The sequence below is a fragment of the Actinomadura rugatobispora genome (assembly GCF_042656285.1).
In the GTDB taxonomy this organism is placed as follows: Bacteria; Actinomycetota; Actinomycetes; order Streptosporangiales; family Streptosporangiaceae; genus Spirillospora; species Spirillospora rugatobispora.
In genome coordinates this window covers 1-14940 of record NZ_JBHSON010000002.1, presented here as the reverse complement: position 1 = coordinate 14940, position 14940 = coordinate 1, and the positions used below count along the sequence as shown (strand labels likewise).

The 14940-nt window shown below is 72.1% G+C and carries 17 protein-coding genes; 5 read left to right on the top strand and 12 right to left on the bottom strand.

The genetic code is table 11. The features are described from left to right. Positions 1-107 precede the first annotated feature (107 nt). On the top strand, positions 108-986 hold the full coding sequence (locus tag ACFPZN_RS01410) for an alpha/beta fold hydrolase (RefSeq protein WP_378279275.1): 879 nt from the start codon (positions 108-110) through the stop codon (positions 984-986). Here ACFPZN_RS01410 and ACFPZN_RS01405 read toward each other — a convergent pair. Both ACFPZN_RS01405 and ACFPZN_RS01400 read right to left on the bottom strand, forming a co-directional pair. Further along, entirely contained in the window at positions 955-1440 is a 486-nt protein-coding gene (locus tag ACFPZN_RS01405) for an HIT family protein (RefSeq protein ID WP_378279273.1), read from the bottom strand. The two genes, ACFPZN_RS01410 and ACFPZN_RS01405, sit on opposite strands and share 32 nt — an antisense overlap. Positions 1441-1448: 8 nt before the next feature. Beyond that, on the bottom strand, positions 1449-2111 hold the full coding sequence (locus ACFPZN_RS01400; protein ID WP_378279271.1) for a TetR/AcrR family transcriptional regulator: 663 nt from the start codon (positions 2109-2111) through the stop codon (positions 1449-1451). Between the two features lie 173 nt (positions 2112-2284). Here ACFPZN_RS01400 and ACFPZN_RS01395 point away from each other — a divergent pair, with 173 nt between their 5' ends. Then, positions 2285-3433, top strand: a complete 1149-nt coding sequence (locus ACFPZN_RS01395) for a sulfotransferase family protein (RefSeq protein WP_378279269.1) — start codon at positions 2285-2287, stop codon at positions 3431-3433. 11 nt (positions 3434-3444) lie between these two features. Continuing rightward, a complete protein-coding gene (locus tag ACFPZN_RS01390; RefSeq protein ID WP_378279267.1) occupies positions 3445-4482 on the top strand; it encodes a hypothetical protein in 1038 nt (345 codons plus the stop codon). A 119-nt stretch (positions 4483-4601) separates the two neighbouring features. On the opposite strand, the gene ACFPZN_RS01385 is transcribed toward ACFPZN_RS01390, so the two are convergent. The 7 genes from ACFPZN_RS01385 to ACFPZN_RS01355 are packed head-to-tail and all read right to left on the bottom strand — an operon-like array spanning position 4602 to position 11496. Beyond that, positions 4602-5669, bottom strand: a complete 1068-nt coding sequence (locus ACFPZN_RS01385) for an ABC transporter substrate-binding protein (RefSeq protein WP_378279266.1) — start codon at positions 5667-5669, stop codon at positions 4602-4604. Between the two features lie 34 nt (positions 5670-5703). Then, positions 5704-6543 carry an ABC transporter permease gene (locus ACFPZN_RS01380; RefSeq protein WP_378279264.1) on the bottom strand — a complete coding sequence of 280 codons (840 nt, stop codon included), beginning with the start codon at positions 6541-6543 and terminating at the stop codon, positions 5704-5706. Further along, the gene (locus ACFPZN_RS01375; protein ID WP_378279262.1) at positions 6540-7343 is read right to left on the bottom strand and encodes an ABC transporter ATP-binding protein; all 804 of its coding nucleotides are present in this window, start codon (positions 7341-7343) and stop codon (positions 6540-6542) included. Before ACFPZN_RS01375 ends, ACFPZN_RS01380 begins: the two co-directional genes overlap by 4 nt. A gap of 1 nt (position 7344) precedes the next feature. Next, a complete protein-coding gene (locus ACFPZN_RS01370; RefSeq protein WP_378279260.1) occupies positions 7345-8358 on the bottom strand; it encodes a dipeptidase in 1014 nt (337 codons plus the stop codon). 17 nt (positions 8359-8375) lie between these two features. Next, complete coding sequence (locus ACFPZN_RS01365; RefSeq protein WP_378279259.1) at positions 8376-9041, bottom strand: hypothetical protein; 666 nt, start codon at positions 9039-9041, stop codon at positions 8376-8378. Then, positions 9041-9778 (bottom strand): IclR family transcriptional regulator, encoded by a 738-nt coding sequence (locus tag ACFPZN_RS01360; RefSeq protein WP_378279257.1) that lies wholly within the window; start codon positions 9776-9778, stop codon positions 9041-9043. Before ACFPZN_RS01360 ends, ACFPZN_RS01365 begins: the two co-directional genes overlap by 1 nt. Then, entirely contained in the window at positions 9775-11496 is a 1722-nt protein-coding gene (locus ACFPZN_RS01355; RefSeq protein ID WP_378279255.1) for a hypothetical protein, read from the bottom strand. The genes ACFPZN_RS01360 and ACFPZN_RS01355 overlap by 4 nt, the downstream gene beginning before the upstream one ends. 162 nt (positions 11497-11658) lie before the next feature. Between ACFPZN_RS01355 and ACFPZN_RS01350 the strand changes: the two genes are divergently transcribed. Next, positions 11659-12207 (top strand): GbsR/MarR family transcriptional regulator, encoded by a 549-nt coding sequence (locus ACFPZN_RS01350; RefSeq protein ID WP_378279253.1) that lies wholly within the window; start codon positions 11659-11661, stop codon positions 12205-12207. Next, on the top strand, positions 12204-12548 hold the full coding sequence (locus ACFPZN_RS01345) for a hypothetical protein (RefSeq protein ID WP_378279252.1): 345 nt from the start codon (positions 12204-12206) through the stop codon (positions 12546-12548). The genes ACFPZN_RS01350 and ACFPZN_RS01345 overlap by 4 nt, the downstream gene beginning before the upstream one ends. 15 nt (positions 12549-12563) lie before the next feature. On the opposite strand, the gene ACFPZN_RS01340 is transcribed toward ACFPZN_RS01345, so the two are convergent. The 3 genes from ACFPZN_RS01340 to ACFPZN_RS01330 are packed head-to-tail and all read right to left on the bottom strand — an operon-like array spanning position 12564 to position 14754. After that, positions 12564-13241 carry a haloacid dehalogenase type II gene (locus ACFPZN_RS01340; RefSeq protein ID WP_378279250.1) on the bottom strand — a complete coding sequence of 226 codons (678 nt, stop codon included), beginning with the start codon at positions 13239-13241 and terminating at the stop codon, positions 12564-12566. A 41-nt stretch (positions 13242-13282) separates the two neighbouring features. Beyond that, positions 13283-13855: a CGNR zinc finger domain-containing protein gene (locus ACFPZN_RS01335; protein ID WP_378279247.1), complete on the bottom strand. Its 573-nt coding sequence runs from the start codon at positions 13853-13855 to the stop codon at positions 13283-13285. A 41-nt stretch (positions 13856-13896) separates the two neighbouring features. After that, positions 13897-14754 (bottom strand): AraC family transcriptional regulator, encoded by an 858-nt coding sequence (locus ACFPZN_RS01330; protein ID WP_378279245.1) that lies wholly within the window; start codon positions 14752-14754, stop codon positions 13897-13899. Between the last annotated feature and the right edge of the window lie 186 nt (positions 14755-14940).

Sequence of the window (14940 nt, the reverse complement as noted above, 5' to 3'; positions counted from 1 at the left end):
TCGCTGGGACCAGTCAGCCGCACCGCCCGCCCGTGTTCAATCGGCGATTTCCACTGAGCGGGAATCGCGGTGCTTCTCCGGGGCCGCGGCGCCCTCATACTCGGCTCATGCCCCATCGCGACTCCCCCCTCGGGCCCCCGCGGCGGCTCCGCGTCCCCGGCGCCGTGCTGAACTGCGCGGTCACCGGAGCCGGCGAGCCCCTCCTGCTGCTGCACGGCTGGCCGCAGACCGGCCACGCGTGGCGGTCGGTGGTCCCGCTGCTGAGCGACAGGTTCACCGTGGTCACGCCCGACCTTCCGGGCTTCGGCGCCAGTTCGCGGATGGACGGCGGATACGACAAGAAGAACGTGGCCCGGATACTCCACCGGCTCATGGCCCGGCTGGGCCACGACCGCTATCACGTCGTCGGCCACGACGTCGGCGGGCAGGTCGCCTACCCGCTCGCGGCGCTGTTCCCGAATTCGGTCAGGACCGTCACCTTCGTCGAGGCGGGCATTCCCGGGCTCGGCGACAGCGATACCGCCGCCGATCCGCTGCGCGGAGGGTCCTGGCATTTCGGCTTCAACATGGTTCCGGACCTGCCCGAGCTGCTATTGGCGGGACGCGAGCGCGCCTACCTGGAATTCCTCTTCCTGCGCGATTCGATCGGCCTCCACGTCACCGACGCGATCGACGCCGCGGCACTCGACGTCTACGCGCGGGCGCTGTCGGCGCCCGGGGCGGTCCGGTCGACGATGGGCTACTACCGCGCGCTGCCGACCGACATCGAGGACAACCGCCGCCTGAGCCGCGAGGCCCGGCTCGACCAGCCCGTCGCCGTCGTCGGCGCCGTCCACGGCATCGCGCTGAGCTGGCTGGCCTCCGTCGAGCAGGCGGCGAACGACGTCAGCGGCCATCTGGTCGAGGAAGCGGGCCACTACCTGCCCGAGGAACAGCCCGAACGGCTCGCGGCCCTCATATCCGCGATCGCCGGAACGGAGAAGTGACCGGCCACCCCCGCGCCTCGAGGTACCGCCGGACCTCGACGGCGATCTCGTCGCGCCGGGTGATGTTGAGATCGTGCTCCTCCGACCGTCCGAGCATGGTGAACACCCGGGGCCCGCGCCGTTCCTCAGGCAGGTCGTCCATCCGCGCGATGATGTGGAAGTGGACATGGGCGAAGCCCTCGGCCTCGGCGAACTGGGCGACGTAGGTCTTGACGCACCCGGTCACCGCGTGCAGAGCCCGCGACAACCGCACCTGCCACTCCCCGAGAACAGCGGCTTCGGCATCGGTCAGCTCGGCCACGGCGGTCACGTGCCGGAGCGGCATCAGGACCAGCCAGCCGGGCGTGCCCGTGCCGAACGCGTGCGCCGCCCGCCAGTACCGGTCGGCCGCGATGAGCTCGCGCGGCGGCAGCGAGCCGAGGCGCGCGTTGTCGTCGCAGACCGAACATCCCACTGAGAGCGTCACCCTTGTTCGGATCCGGGGTCGGGGCGCCGGTCGTCGCGGATCGCGTCCACGAGCACGCCGATGACCCAGGAGATGGTGCGGGTCGCCTGATCGTCGTCGAGGTTCCACGCGGTGATCAGGCGCTCGTAGGAGGGCAGGTGCCACAGGACGTCGAGGGCGGCCGCCGCCATCCGCCGTTCGGTCTCGGACCAGTCCGGTGCCGACGGGGCGACGGCGCGGACGAGGGCGTCACGGCGGCGCTCGTCCTCGGCCACCAGTGCCGGCTGCCGCGGGTACTCCCCGGTCCAGCGTGAGACGGCGAAGGAGGACAGCGCCGCGAACGCGCGTGCGGCGACGTCGGGGAGGCCGTCCAGGTCGAGCCCGGCGTAGGAGACGCCGGCCTCCTCCTCGAGACGCCGCATGACGGCGCCGTGCAGGTCCCGCTCCGTCGGGAAGTAGCGGTAGACGGTGCGCTCGCCGACGCCGGCGCGTTCGGCGACGGCCTTGAACGTCAGCCCGCGCCAGTCCCACGTCGCGAAGCCGTGCACCAGTTCCGAGGCCGCGGCGAGGATCCGCTCACGGGTCTCGGCGGCCTGCCGGCGCCGGACCGGGCTGTCGTAGCTCCGCCGCGGCCGTGCCGGCTCACTCCCGTCCTTGTCGGGTATTGCCGGGACGCTCATATTGATGGCATCCTACTGCCACCATATTCACGGCAGCGCACTGCCACGAAATTCCGGCCTCCCCCTCGCCCTCGAGTTCAACCGGCCCGGCACCCACCCGCCATCCGAACCACAGCAGTGCCCCGGACGCCGCCCATCGCAGATCGGGGCACACGGCTGAAGGGACCCACCCCATGGCCCCGCACCACGACCTGATCGAGGCTGCCCGAACCCAGACCGGACTCGACGACTTCGGCGACGACTCCTTCCGCGAAGGGCTGGAACGGCTCGTACGCTCGCTGCACGCGGAGGCCCGCCTCCACACCGCGGGCCAGGAGACCCTCCGCGGCCTCATCGTCAACCTGCTCGCACAGCGGCTGCAGGTCGAGGACTGGTACCGGCGCCACCCGGAGATCGACGACGAGCCGGTCGAACGGCCGCTGATCGGCCTCGGGCTGCCGCGCACCGGGTCGACGGCCCTGTCCTTCCTGCTGGCCGAGGACCCCGGCGCCCGGTCGCTCAGCCGGTGGGAGGCGGAGAAGCCGTGCCCGCCGCCCTCGACCGTCTCCGGTTCCGACGCCAGGATCGAGCGCAGCCGGGCCGTGGTGGAGCGGGAGAAGCGGGAGGAGAAGCGCCGCCGGGCGCTCGTCCCGGCCAGCGCGACCGGCCCCACGGAATGCCTGTCCCTGCTGGCGCTCGACTTCAAGTCCCAGATGTTCCAGGGCCTGGCCCTGGTCCCGTCCTACTCCTCGTGGCTGCTCCACGAGGCCGACCTCACCTCGGCCTACCGGTACGAGCGCCGCGTCCTGAAGCTCCTCCAGTGGGGCCGCCCACCGAGGCCGTGGCGGCTCAAGTCGCCGGCGCACCTGCTGTTCCTGGACCACCTCGACCGGGCGTTCCCCGACGCCCGGTTCGTGATGACGCACCGGGACCCCACCGAGGTCATCGTGTCGGCGGCCGACCTCTGCGCCGAGATCACCCGCAGATACAGCGACGACGTCGACCCGCACTACCTCGGCGCGCTCAACGTCGAGCACTGGTCGGTCGGGATGGAGCGGGCGCTGGCGTTCCGCGACCGCGACACCGGCGGCCGGTTCCACGACATCGACTTCCGCGCCATGCAGAGCGACCCGATCGGCGAGGTCAGGCGGCTGTACGCCTGGCTCGGCGAGCCGGTCACCGAGGCGTTCGAGACCGGCATGGACCGGTGGTGGCAGGAGAACGCGGCGCGGCGCGAGCCCAACGTCCACCCCGAACCCGCCGCGTTCGGGATCGATCCCGACCGGGTCCGTCCGCTGTTCGCCGGCTACACCGCGCGCGCCGCGCGCTGGACGGCCCGCTGAAAGGAGCACCCATGACCATCGACCTCACCGGCGGTATCGGCCCCGACCGCGAGACGGTGTTCGCCGAGCGCCCCGACGACCCCGAGATGCGCGATTCGGTCAGCATGTGGATCTCCGACGACCGGGGCGATCTCGGCATCCCCCGGGTGGGGATCGAAGCCGTCGCCTCGTCGTGGGAGGCGCACGGCGTGCAGCTCAACGTGGCCTTCCGCGACGGGACGGTGTACCGCCTGCGCGACTCCGGGAAGACCCATCCCGCGATCGACGCCGACGGGCGGCCCGCCGTCCTGGGCGGCGGCCCGCTGGCGTTCCGGTGCGTGGAGCCGTTCAAGACCTGGACCGCCACGTTCCGGGGCACGGCGGTACGGACGTCCACCGAGAACCTCATCGCCGGCGATGTCGACGGGCCGCCGGTCGAGGTCGAGTTCCACGTCGAGGCCACCATGGCGGTGCCGCCGTGGATCCAGGGTTCGCTCCTGCCCGACGCTGCGGAACGGCTCGAGTCGTCGGTCGAGGGGGACCTCATGGGCGGCCCGCGCTACGAGCAGCTGTTCCGCGCGAAGGGAACGCTGCGCGCCGGCGCCGACGAGCACGCCTTCACCGGCAGCGGGCTGCGGATCCGGCGCCAGGGGGTCCGGCACCTCGGCGGGTTCTGGGGGCACTGCTGGCAGTCCGCGGTGTTCCCCAGCGGCCGGGCGTTCGGCTACATCGCCTACCCGCCCCGCGAGGACGGGACGCCCACGTTCAACGAGGGCTTCCTCTTCGACGGTGACGGCCCGCTCATCCCGGCCCGAGTCGTCGAGGCGCCCTGGCTCGCCAGGCTGCGGCCCTTCGGTGAGGACGTCTCGGTCGTGTTCGAGACCGAACGGGGGCGGACGCGCATCGAGGGCGAGACGGCGCTGTCGACGTTCGACGTCACCGACCGCGGCCCCGAGATGCCGGACTTCCCGGCACTGCACCAGGCGGGGGTGCGGTACCGCTGGAACGGCGAGGAAACTTACGGGATGCTCGAACGCTCCACCATGCGCAACAAGATCATCTGGCCCTGACCGGAGGGCCGCCGAAACCCGCGCGGCCCTCCCCTTCCGGACGGCCTCAGCCGCCGGCTGGGGCGACGACCTCAGCCGTCGCCCCAGCCCCGAACGGTCGCTCGGGCGTGCAATGGGCACTACCGCCCTCGGGCCTCCTGGCGGGACTTTTCGGGGTCGAAGTCGTTGTACATCGGGACCAGCGAGTAGTCGGTCAAGGCTTGCACGGTCACCCCGCGGGCGTCGGCGTCCTTGATGACGCCGTACTTCAGGTAGGTGTCGAGCGTGTGCTGCAGGTCCTCGTTCTTCTGCAGCCCGTAGCGGCCGGCCGAGCCGGGTCCGGCCGAGATCTCCAGCCGCCGCGCCAGGATCCTGGTCGCGGTGCTGAGGTCGGTCTCCTTCCCGCCCGCCAGTTTGGCGGCCGGGAAGTTCTTCCAGTGCATCTGGATGGCGGCGCGCGGGTTCTCCTGGGAGAAGACCATCCCCTTGAAGAAGGCCCGGAACAGGCCGCCGATCGCCTTCGGGCGCTCCTGGACGTCCCGCTTCCGGCAGACCAGGGCGGACGTGCCGGTCAGCCCGTCGGTTTGCGAGCTCACCTCGACCAGCTCCCGGCCGAGCAGCTCACCGACGATCAGGTTGGAGCTGTCGTAGCCGGAGTAGGCGTCGATGTCGCCGCGTCTCAGCGCCTGGGCGGCCTGGGCGCCGTAGCCGACGGCGAGGACCTGGTCCTTGCTCAGAGGGCTGCCCTCCGTCTTGGCCGCCCCGGTCACCAGCTGCTCGTTGATGCCGCCGCGGAGGTTCACCCCGACGGTCTTGCCGGCCAGGTCGGCCGTCGTGCGGATTCCCGACCCGGCCGGGGCGACGGTGCGGAAGATGTTCCCGTTGACGGTGCCCACGATGACCAGGCCGGGATCGTGGCCGATGGCGGTGACCGCGTTGGCGGTCGAGCCGTAGGTGCAGGTGGCCCGCTCGTTCGCGACGGCCTGGATCGCGGCGACCGCGTTGGCCACCGGCTGCATCTCCACCCGCAGGCCCTCGGCCTTGAAGTACCCCATGGTCTCGGGGACCGTGGCGTAGGAGGCGGTGGCCGGGCTCAGCGTCTGGTCGGCGACGGCGAAGGTGATCTCGGTGCGCCCGTCCCCGGCACCGCACGCGGTGGCCGCGGCGAGCGTCAGGACGGCGGTCAGGAACGCGCGGGCTTTCCTCATGGCGGTCTCTCCAGTGGCGTCGGCGGGACGGGGGTCAGGCCCGGTAGCGGGCCAGGAGGCGGTTGAGCACCGCCATGGACAGCCAGATGGCGATCCCGAAGAAGCCCATGACGATCAGCAGCGCGTAGGTCGCGGCGATCGCCCCGTTCTGGGTGGCGGCCTGGATGGCGAAGCCCAGGCCCTCCCGCGCCGAGACGAACTCGGCCACGATCGCGCCGATCAAGGCGAGGACGGCGGCGGTGTTCAGCGCCGGGAGGATGTAGGAGACCGCGTGCGGGATCCGGAGCTTGAACAGGATCTGCCAGCGGCCGGCGCGCACCGACCGGAACAGGTTGTGCTGGTCCTCGCCCACGCTGGCCAGCCCTACCATCGCGTTGACCAGCAGCGGGAAGAAGGCGAGCAGCGCGGCGAGGAACGCCTTGGGGGCCAGGCCGTAGCCGAATCCCGCGATGACCATCGGGGCGATGGCCACCTTGGGGAAGGTCTGGATCACCACGAGGTACGGGTAGACGGCCTTGTGGACGGGTTCGGAGAAGGTGAAGACGACCGCGAGCACGAACGCCAGCACGGCCGCGACCGCGAGGCCGGCCAGCGTCTCGTAGGCCGTGGCGTAGACGTTCGGCCACAGCGCCCCGGAGGCGACCATGTCGCCCAGCGCGGCGAACACGTCCTGGGGCGGTGCGATGAGGAGCGGCGAGACCCAGGCGCGCTCGGCCGCCAGGTACCACAGCAGCAGGGCGCCGGCGAGGATCGCGACGCCGAGGAGGGAGGCCTGGACGTTGACGTTGCCGAGCGGGGCCCAGGGGCGGGCCGCGGCCGTTCCGGGCGCCTTGGCGGGCGCGACCGGCGGGGTGGAGGTGCGTGCGGAGGTCATTGGCTCTTCACCTGTTCCAAAGAGGCCCGGACGCGCTGGGTCGCCTCGAAGAACCCGGCGGTCGCCCGGACGTCGCGCTGCCGCGGCTGGGGAAGGTCGATGTCGATCACTTCGTGGATGCCGCCCGGCCTGGCCTTCATGACCACGATCCGGTCGGAGAGGTAGACCGCCTCGCTGATGCTGTGCGTGACGAACACGACCGTCTTGGGCTCGCCGCGCCAGACCCGCAGCAGCTCGTCGTTGAGCTCCTCGCGGGTGAACTCGTCGAGCGCGCCGAACGGCTCGTCCATGAGGAGCAGGCGCGGGCCGTCGATGAGGGAGCGGGCGATTGCGGCGCGCTGCTCCATGCCCCCGGACAGCTCGCGCGGGAGGCTGCCGGCGAAGTCCTCCAGCCGCATCGTGGCCAGAAGTTCGTCGGCGCGGCGGCCGGCGGCGGCGCGGTCGCCGCCGCGCAGCTCCACCGGGAGCAGGATGTTCTGGCGGATCGTCCGCCAGGAGAGCAGCGTCGGCTTCTGGAAGGCCACGCTCACCCCCGGCGGGGGCTCGGTGACCGTGGCCCCGTCGATCTCGACGCGGCCGCCGGTCGCGTCCAGCAGCCCGGCGATGATCTTCAGGAGGGTGCTCTTGCCGCAGCCGCTGGGGCCGATGAGGGAGATGAACTCGCCCGGCCGGATGTCCAGCGTGGTCGGGGCGAGCGCCTCCACGGCGGTGCGCCTGCGCCGGTAGGTCATGGCGACGTCGCGGACGGCGACGGCCGCCCCCGTCCGGGTCGCGGTGGTGCCGGGGTCAGCGGTGCCCATCTCATTCTCCTCCGCTCGCGAGGGCCGGCTCCGGGACGGGCGCGGGCGCGGGGACGCCCAGCACCTCGTCGTAGAACCGCAGCCAGTTGCCGCCCATGAGCTGCGCCGTCTCGTCGGCCGAGAAGCCGCGGGCGCGCAGCGCCTCGTCCAGGACGGGGAAGTCGCCGGGGCCGCCGAACCACGCGGGCGGCCCGCTGCTCGGCGCGCCGGTGGCCAGGCCCGCGCCCTGCTGCGGGCGCCGGCTCCAGCGCCCGCTGCGCATCCAGGCGCGGTACTCGTCGGTGCCGCCGACGTTGGCGTCGGTGCCGATGCCGACATGGGCGATGCCCGCGATGTCCACGGTGCGGGCGACCATCTCCGACCACGCGGCGGGCGTCTCGATGAAGCCGCGGGTCAGGTTGTGGTAGGTCGTCACGCCGATGACGCCGCCGCCCTCGGCCATCGCCTCCAGCACCGCGCGGGGCTTGTTGCGGGGATGGTCGGTGATGTCGGAGCAGTTGGCGTGGGTGATGGCGACCGGGCGCCCGGAGGCGGCGATCGCGTCCAGGGAGGTGCGGTTCCCGACGTGCGACAGGTCGATGACCATCCCCGCCCGGTTCATCCGCTCGACCACCTCGTGCCCGAACCGGGTGAGGCCGGAGTCGACCGGCTCGTAGCAGCTGCCGCCGACGTCGTTCTGGATGTTGTAGGTGAGCTGGACGACGCGCACGCCGATCTCGGCGAAGAAGTCGACGTAGGCCAGCCGTCCCTGGAGCATGGAGGAGTTCTGGAAGCCCAGCAGGAGGGCCGTGCGCCCCTCGGCCGCCAGCGCCCGGATGTCGGCGGCCGTGCGGGCGATCCCCACCAGGTCGGCGTTGTCCTCGGCGAAGTGCCGCCACTTCGCGACCGCGTCGAGCGACTCGGTGGCGTCCTCCCAGAAGCCGCAGGTGGTGGTGACCGCGCCGATGCGCGCCCGGCGCAGCGTCACCAGCTGGTCGCGCGTCATGCGCGAGCAGTTGAGTCCGTCGATGTACACGGGGTGTCCTTTCCGGGTCAGAGGATTCCGGACGGGGGCGGAGCCATCCCGGTGTGCAGCCGGGACAGGTCGGTGTCGATGCTCAGCGCCTCGTTGGAGGCGTAGTAGAGGGGCCACCAGACCTCCGCGGGCACCTCGATGCCAGTGCCGATCCGCGAGGGCGAGGGGGACGGGGCGCCGGGGAGCACCTCCACCCGGGCCTGCGAGCCCTCGGCGGTGACGGCCAGGCCGCGGCCGATCGCCGCCGCCCACAGCGATCCGGCTTCGAGCAGGTCGGCGTCGGCCAGTCCGCCGACCGTCACGGGCGCGCCGGGCCCGTCCGCGAACGCGCCCGCCAGCACGAACACCCCCACCAGCAGCGAGCTCTGCCCGCCGGCGTCGAGGCGGCGCGGGCCCGTCCGGCGCGGCGGCGCCCAGACGGGGCGGGCGGCGCGGTCGCCGAACAGCCCGCCGAACCGCGCCAGCGCGTCCTGGCCGAACCGGTCCACGCAGTCCACGACGAAGTCGCGGGCCCCGGAGCAGGCCCCGGCCGGGACGCCGGCCACCATCAGCAGCCGCTCGCACACCAGCCTGATCTCGCGCCGGTGGACGGTGAGCGTCCCGGCCATCGACTCGGGCGGGGTGATGGCGCTGACGTCGGGACTCAGCTCCAGCCCGTGGGTGTCCTCGAGATCGATCGTCATCAGAAGGTCCTTTCCTCGGCGATCAGTTCCGCGGAGGCGTTGCGCGCCATCTCCAGCAGCCGGCGGGTCATCTCCGCCACGACCGCCTCGTCCACCCGGACGGTCGGCGCGATCACGCTGAGCGCCCCCATGCAGTGCCCGCGGACCATCAGCGGCACCGCCACCGCGGTGATGTCGCTGCCCAGCCACTGGCTGCGCACCAGGGCGAACCCGCGTTCGGCGACCTCCGCGCAGGTCTCCGGATCGGCCAGCTCGGCGCCGCCCGCCCGCAGCCGGTCGCGCTCGCGCCCGGACAGGTGGGCGACGATCGCCTTGCCCGAGGCCGAGGTGGTGATGGAGATGCTCGTCTGGAACTTCTGCCGCTGGTAGATCCCGACCGGCTCGGCGCGCTCCACGATGAACAGGCCGCCCTGGTCGAGCACCGCGAACGACACCGCCTCCCCCAGGTCGGCCGCCAGCTGGCGCATCCGCGGCTGGAGGATCTCGGCGATGTCGGCCTGGGCGGACCGCATCCGGGCCAGGACCGAGACATGGTGGCTGAGGTGGTACCGGCCCGCGTCGTCCTGGGCGAGCCAGCCCGCCTCCTTGGCGGTGTGCAGGTACTGGTGCATCGCGCCCCGGCTCCAGCCGAGGCGGTCGGCCATCTCGGCGGCGGTGACCGGCCCGGAGGAGAACCCGACCGCGTCGATGATCTCCAGCATCTTCCGCGCGGTGGTGAGCACCTTGGTCCCGGTCATCGACGGCCCCCCGCCCACCAGTGGCGGGCGTCCGGATCGCCCAGCGCCTCCCGCGGCGGCGCGTACTCGAAGATCAGGCCGCGCAGCAGCCGCCGCTGGGCGTCCAGGGTCTTCTCCAGGCCGAAGCAGAACGCGTTGAGGACGTGGATCAGGTAGACGGGGATCAGCTCGTCGTCCCGGTAGTCGACCCGCGCCAGCGCGTACGGGCTGTCGGCGAGGTTCTGCACGAGGGCTGTGGCGCGGAGGGCGGAGGGGTGCGCCAGCAGCAGTTCGCCGACCGGCCGGTCCGCGGGCGCCCCGTCCAGCAGGGCGGCCAGCGCGCCGACCTCGTCCACCGGGTTGGTCGCCAGGTCGTAGGTGTCGGCGGGGATCTCCCGCGCGTGGCCGGAGCGGGGCTCCTCCGAGGCGCGCGACTTGTACCAGACGCGGTTGCGCAGGTCGCCGCGGTTGCGGGGGTAGTCCGTCGTCCAGGGCACGGTGGCGTGGATCGCGTCCCGCAACCGCGCCACCGACCAGGTGGGGTCGGGCCGCATCGACTCGTCCACCACCAGTTCCCCGAGGCGCGGCTCCCAGGCTTCGCGGTCGAGCTCCAGCGCGGTCGAGCGGAACAGCTCGACCGCCTCGGGGCCGGTTCCCGATGGACGCGCCGCCGCCACGGCGCCCAGCGTGAGCCCCGTCCCGTCGGCGTGGGCGCGGGCTCGCCGCGCCCGCAGTTCCCGCCGCATCTGGCGGAGCTCCCCGGCGACCATCGGGCCGCGGGGGAACAGCCGGTAGGGGGTCAGGTCCTCCTCCTTGGACGTGATGAGGCGGCCGAGGAGATCGTCGAAGAGGTCCAGCTCGGGCGCGTCCGCCGGCCACGCGAGGCTCATGGCGCGGGCGGTGGCCTCCTCGTAGAGCCCGATCCATCGGGAGACCAGCCGCGGGCGGTTCATGAAGAACAGCACCAGCCCCAGGGCCGAGCCGTTGCCGACGGCGACGCGCCGCTTCAGGCCGGGTGCCAGGCGGGCCGCGCCCGCGTCCCGCAGCCGGGCCAGCGACTCGACCAGGTCGAAGGAGATCTCCCGCATCATGTAGGCCGCGAGCATCTGCGCGTGGTACGGGAGCGCCAGGGGGTGGTCCGGCCCGTAGGCGCTGAAGTCGACGGTGCCGAAGGTGCCGTTGCCGTCCAGGCCGGTGTTCCGCAGCAGGTAGCCCGCCTCCAGCAGCCGCTCCTCGTCGGGCTGGCGCCCCGCCGCCAGGCTGTCCCGCACCTCGTCGAACGCCCGCAGGCTGCGGTTGGCGCGGAACCAGATCAACGTGCGGTCGGCGGCGCGGCCCGCGTAGAGTTTCGGCATCTCGCGGCGGGTCTGCTCGACCCGTTCGTCGTCGGGCTCGCCCTCCATGAGCGCGCCCAGGACGTCCCAGCTCGACCCGATGATCCGCGGTGTCCGGTTGACCATGCGGGGCTCGGCGGAGAAGGCGGCCACCGAGAGCACGTGCCCGCCCGCGTCGATGCGGTAGACCAGGGTCCCGTCCCCCTCCGGGGTCAGGTCCGCGCGCACCAGGCTGATCTCCCAGCGCTCGCGGTTCATCCGGTCCATCAGAGTCCGGGTGGCGCTGAGCGGGTTGGCGGGCAGAGCGGCCAGCCACCGCGGGTGCATCACCTCCGCCGGGGGGCGGGGCGCCGGTTCTCCCGGGGCGGGGTGGTGCGCCGCGCGTTGCGTCGCCTCGAACGACATTGATCCCCAATCCATCAATATTGGACGGCGTCCGTTATTTGGTAACGGGCACCGTAGATAGGGATTCCATCCGACGTCAAGAGGCGATTTCGGTGCGCGCGGCCACCAACGGAAATGACACGGATTTGTGTCATCTCAGCCATCACCGCTATCCTCGCGGGTGTGCCGAGTGACGCCGAGTTGATCTTCGCCGACCATGTCGGCCGCTTCTACGCACGCCAGTACGGCTTCCCGCCGATGGCCGGGCGCCTTCTGGGGTACCTGTTCGTCTGCGATCCGCCGCAGCAGACGATCGACGAGCTGGCCGAGGCGCTGCTGGCGAGCCGGAGCGCCATCACCGGAGCGGTCAAGCTGCTGGAGGGCTACCGGATGGCGCGCCGCACGCGTGCCGCCGGCGAGCGGATGGACCGGGTGAGCGTGGATCCGGCGACCCAGCAGCCGCAGAACTTCGAATCGGCCATTCACCGGGAGCATGCGGCGCTGTTCCGGGAGGGGCTGGCCCTGCTGGCCCACGCTCCCCCGGAACGCCGCGCGCCGCTCGAGGAGATGGTCGCCCTCGCCGAATTCCTCAGCGAACGACTGCCCGCGCTGGCGGCCGAGTGGCACGCCCATCGCGACGAGCTTCGGGCGACGGGCAGGCTTCCCGTCGCGACCGCGGCGTCCAGACGGTCCGGTGCGGCCGATCAGAGCAAGGGAGAGCACCCGTCATGACCGACCCCGACCTGTCCGCCCTGCGGGATCGAGCCGACTCCGGCGACGCGTCCGCGGTCGACGAGTTGATCGAACTGGCCACCGACCGCGGTGACCTGGAGGAGCTCCGCCGCTTCTCCGACCTGGGCAACGCGACCGCCACCGACCTGCTCATCGAACTCGCCACCGAGCGGGACGACATGGCCGAGCTGCGGCGCCTTTCCGACCAGGGCAACGCCACCGCGACCGACCAGCTCATCGAACTCGCCACCGAACACGACGACATGGCCGAACTGCGACGCCTGGCCGACCAGGGCAACACCACCGCCGCCGACCAGCTCCTGGAACTCACCGCCGAATAGCGGATTCCAGGAGAGTCAGGAGGCGGTGTTGGCGGCGACGATCGCTCTGGCGGTGTCGAGCAGGTCGTCGCCCGTGACGTCGGGCAGCGGCACGGTGTCCAGGCGCCGCCCCTCGCCACGGGAGATCCAGGCGGTGCGCATTCCGGCCTGATGGGCACCGAGCAGGTCCCAGCCGTGTGCCGCGACCATGCAGGCGTCGGACGCGTCGACGCCGATCCGGCGCAGCCCGTTGTCGTAGACCGCGCGGGCCGGCTTGTAGGCCTCGCAGGTGTCGCTTCCGACGACATGGGCGAACCGGTCGCGCAGTCCCGCCTCGGTGAGTGCTCGTTCGGCGGTCGCGGTGGGGCTGTTGGTGATGGTGGCGATGCGGAGGCCGGCGTCGGCGAGGGCGGCCAGCGCCTGCGACGCCTCCGGGAACGGCGGCAGGCAGCCCGCCGCCGCGACGGCCTGCTCCACCCCGGCCTCCGCCGGGTGCCCGGCCAGGACGAGGTGGCGGCGGACCGCGGCGCCCAGGTACTCGGTGAAGGGCCGGTAGCGGCCCGCGAGGGTGTCGGCCATCGCCTGGAAGACCGTGTCGTTCAGCAGGCTCAGCGCGGTGGCCGCGTCGTCGGACGGCGGCGGCAGCGCTCGCGAGATCGGGCTCGGGTCGAACAGGGTGCCGTTGAGGTCGAACACGACCCAGTGGATGCGCATGACCTCATCCTGAGGCGTCCCGTCCGCGTCGGCAACACCATCTAGATAGTGTTCCGCTGACGATAGGCCGCCACCTTGGCGCGGTTGCCGCAGCGACTCGCGGAGCACCACCGCCGCGGCCTGCCGCGAGACTGGTCGATGAACAGCATGCGGCAGTCGTCCATGCCGCACACCCGCACGGGCAGTGACGCCGCCCGCCCGGCCGTGACGACGGCGTCGCGCGCGATCTCCGCCAGCGCGGCCGCCACCGGCTCGGGGCTGTGCCGGGTCACCGTGGCGGTCCGCGGGTCGAACCTCGGTGTCGCCACCGGGCACTCCGCCCACTGGTTCACGGTGCGCGCATCAGCCGTGACGTCGCCACCGCCGAGGACGCCGCGCACCAGGCCGTCGATCGCCTCCCGGAGCACGACCGCGGATACGAGATCCCCGCGGGTGAGGGACGCGTCCGCGCCGGTAAGGCCGCACTCCCGCAGCCATTCGCCGAAGCGGTCCGGGGTCGGGATCCGCTCGACGCGCCGGTGTTCCGGGTCGCCGCGACGCCCGAGCGTCGCAACGAAGTCGAGGCAGAGCGCCCCCGCGTCGAACCGGAACTCTTCAAGCCGGGGTCTCGTCACGCTCTAGAAGGTTAGCGGCACCACGCCCGGCAGCGCGACGATCAGCGGCCGGTCGTCTCGCCATCGGGCGCGGTGGTCAGCCGTTCCCTGCGGAAGGCGGTCGGCGTCTGCCCGGTGTAGCCCTGGAAGGCCCGGCTGAAAGCGCTGGCGCTGTCGAACCCCACGGCCGTCGCCACCCCGAGAACGGTGCTGTCGTCCTGCGTCAGGAGCGTCATGGCGTGCAGCAGCCTGCTGTGCAGCAGGTACTGGCGCCAGGTCATGTCGGTGGCGGCGTGGAAACGGCGGCGCAGCGTGCGTTCCGACACGGTGACGGCCCGGCACACGTCCTCGAGCGTCACCGAGTCGAGATGCTCGTCGGTGTGGCGCATGACCGCCGTGATCAGCGGGTCGTTGCTGGCCGGGAGGAAGTAGGGCTGCTCGTGGTCGAGCCGCTCCAGGACCAGGTCGGCCAGCGCCTCGAAGAAGGAGTCGGCGACCGGGGTGCCGGCCCGCCGCCCTATGGGCCAGCGCGACGAATAGATGATCATCTCGCGGAAGACCGGTTCCACCGGCAGCACCCGGACCCGTCCCGCGCCGTCGCGCACCACGGCCGGGTCGAAGAACACCGAGACGGTCCGGGCCTTCTCGAAGGAGGCCTGGTGGGCCACCCCGGCCGGGATCCACACCGCCTGCCGCGAGGGCAGCCGGTAGCGCGCCACCGTGGTCTGGATCTGGACGATCCCCTCGAAGGCGTACTCGAGCTGGTGCAGGTCGTGACGGTGCCAGGGGTGGGGTTGACGTGCGGTGTCGCCCTCGAAGGCGTAGGCGCCCGCGGTCACCCCGGCCCTGTCGCGCATCGAGACCCACTGGGACGTGGCCGCTGGGGGCAGCAAGTCGGCCGTTCGTGCAATGCCGGTCATTCCTCAGGATTGTACTAATGACTCATGGGCCGGTCACTCCCCTGCCCGGCACCCGCCTCCGAGTGAAGGGAAGCGTCGTTGAACCGCGACGACATGATCCTGATCAGTGTCGATGACCACATCATCGAACCGCCCGACATGTTCGTGAACCACCTGCCCGAGCGCTACAAGGCCGACGCGCCGCGC

Excerpts from the sequence above, each read along its gene's own strand:
- ACFPZN_RS01330 (WP_378279245.1), bottom strand. The coding sequence starts at position 14,754 with ATGACCGGCATTGCACGAACGGCCGACTTGCTGCCCCCAGCGGCCACG.
- ACFPZN_RS01360 (WP_378279257.1), bottom strand. The coding sequence starts at position 9,778 with ATGACCGGGACCAAGGTGCTCACCACCGCGCGGAAGATGCTGGAGATC.
- ACFPZN_RS01380 (WP_378279264.1), bottom strand. The coding sequence starts at position 6,543 with ATGACCTCCGCACGCACCTCCACCCCGCCGGTCGCGCCCGCCAAGGCG.
- ACFPZN_RS01345 (WP_378279252.1), top strand. The coding sequence starts at position 12,204 with ATGACCGACCCCGACCTGTCCGCCCTGCGGGATCGAGCCGACTCCGGC.
- ACFPZN_RS01400 (WP_378279271.1), bottom strand. The coding sequence starts at position 2,111 with ATGAGCGTCCCGGCAATACCCGACAAGGACGGGAGTGAGCCGGCACGG.
- ACFPZN_RS01355 (WP_378279255.1), bottom strand. The coding sequence starts at position 11,496 with ATGTCGTTCGAGGCGACGCAACGCGCGGCGCACCACCCCGCCCCGGGA.
- ACFPZN_RS01365 (WP_378279259.1), bottom strand. The coding sequence starts at position 9,041 with ATGACGATCGATCTCGAGGACACCCACGGGCTGGAGCTGAGTCCCGAC.
- ACFPZN_RS01375 (WP_378279262.1), bottom strand. The coding sequence starts at position 7,343 with ATGGGCACCGCTGACCCCGGCACCACCGCGACCCGGACGGGGGCGGCC.
- ACFPZN_RS01395 (WP_378279269.1), top strand. The coding sequence starts at position 2,285 with ATGGCCCCGCACCACGACCTGATCGAGGCTGCCCGAACCCAGACCGGA.
- ACFPZN_RS01340 (WP_378279250.1), bottom strand. The coding sequence starts at position 13,241 with ATGCGCATCCACTGGGTCGTGTTCGACCTCAACGGCACCCTGTTCGAC.
- ACFPZN_RS01390 (WP_378279267.1), top strand. The coding sequence starts at position 3,445 with ATGACCATCGACCTCACCGGCGGTATCGGCCCCGACCGCGAGACGGTG.
- ACFPZN_RS01410 (WP_378279275.1), top strand. The coding sequence starts at position 108 with ATGCCCCATCGCGACTCCCCCCTCGGGCCCCCGCGGCGGCTCCGCGTC.
- ACFPZN_RS01385 (WP_378279266.1), bottom strand. The coding sequence starts at position 5,669 with ATGAGGAAAGCCCGCGCGTTCCTGACCGCCGTCCTGACGCTCGCCGCG.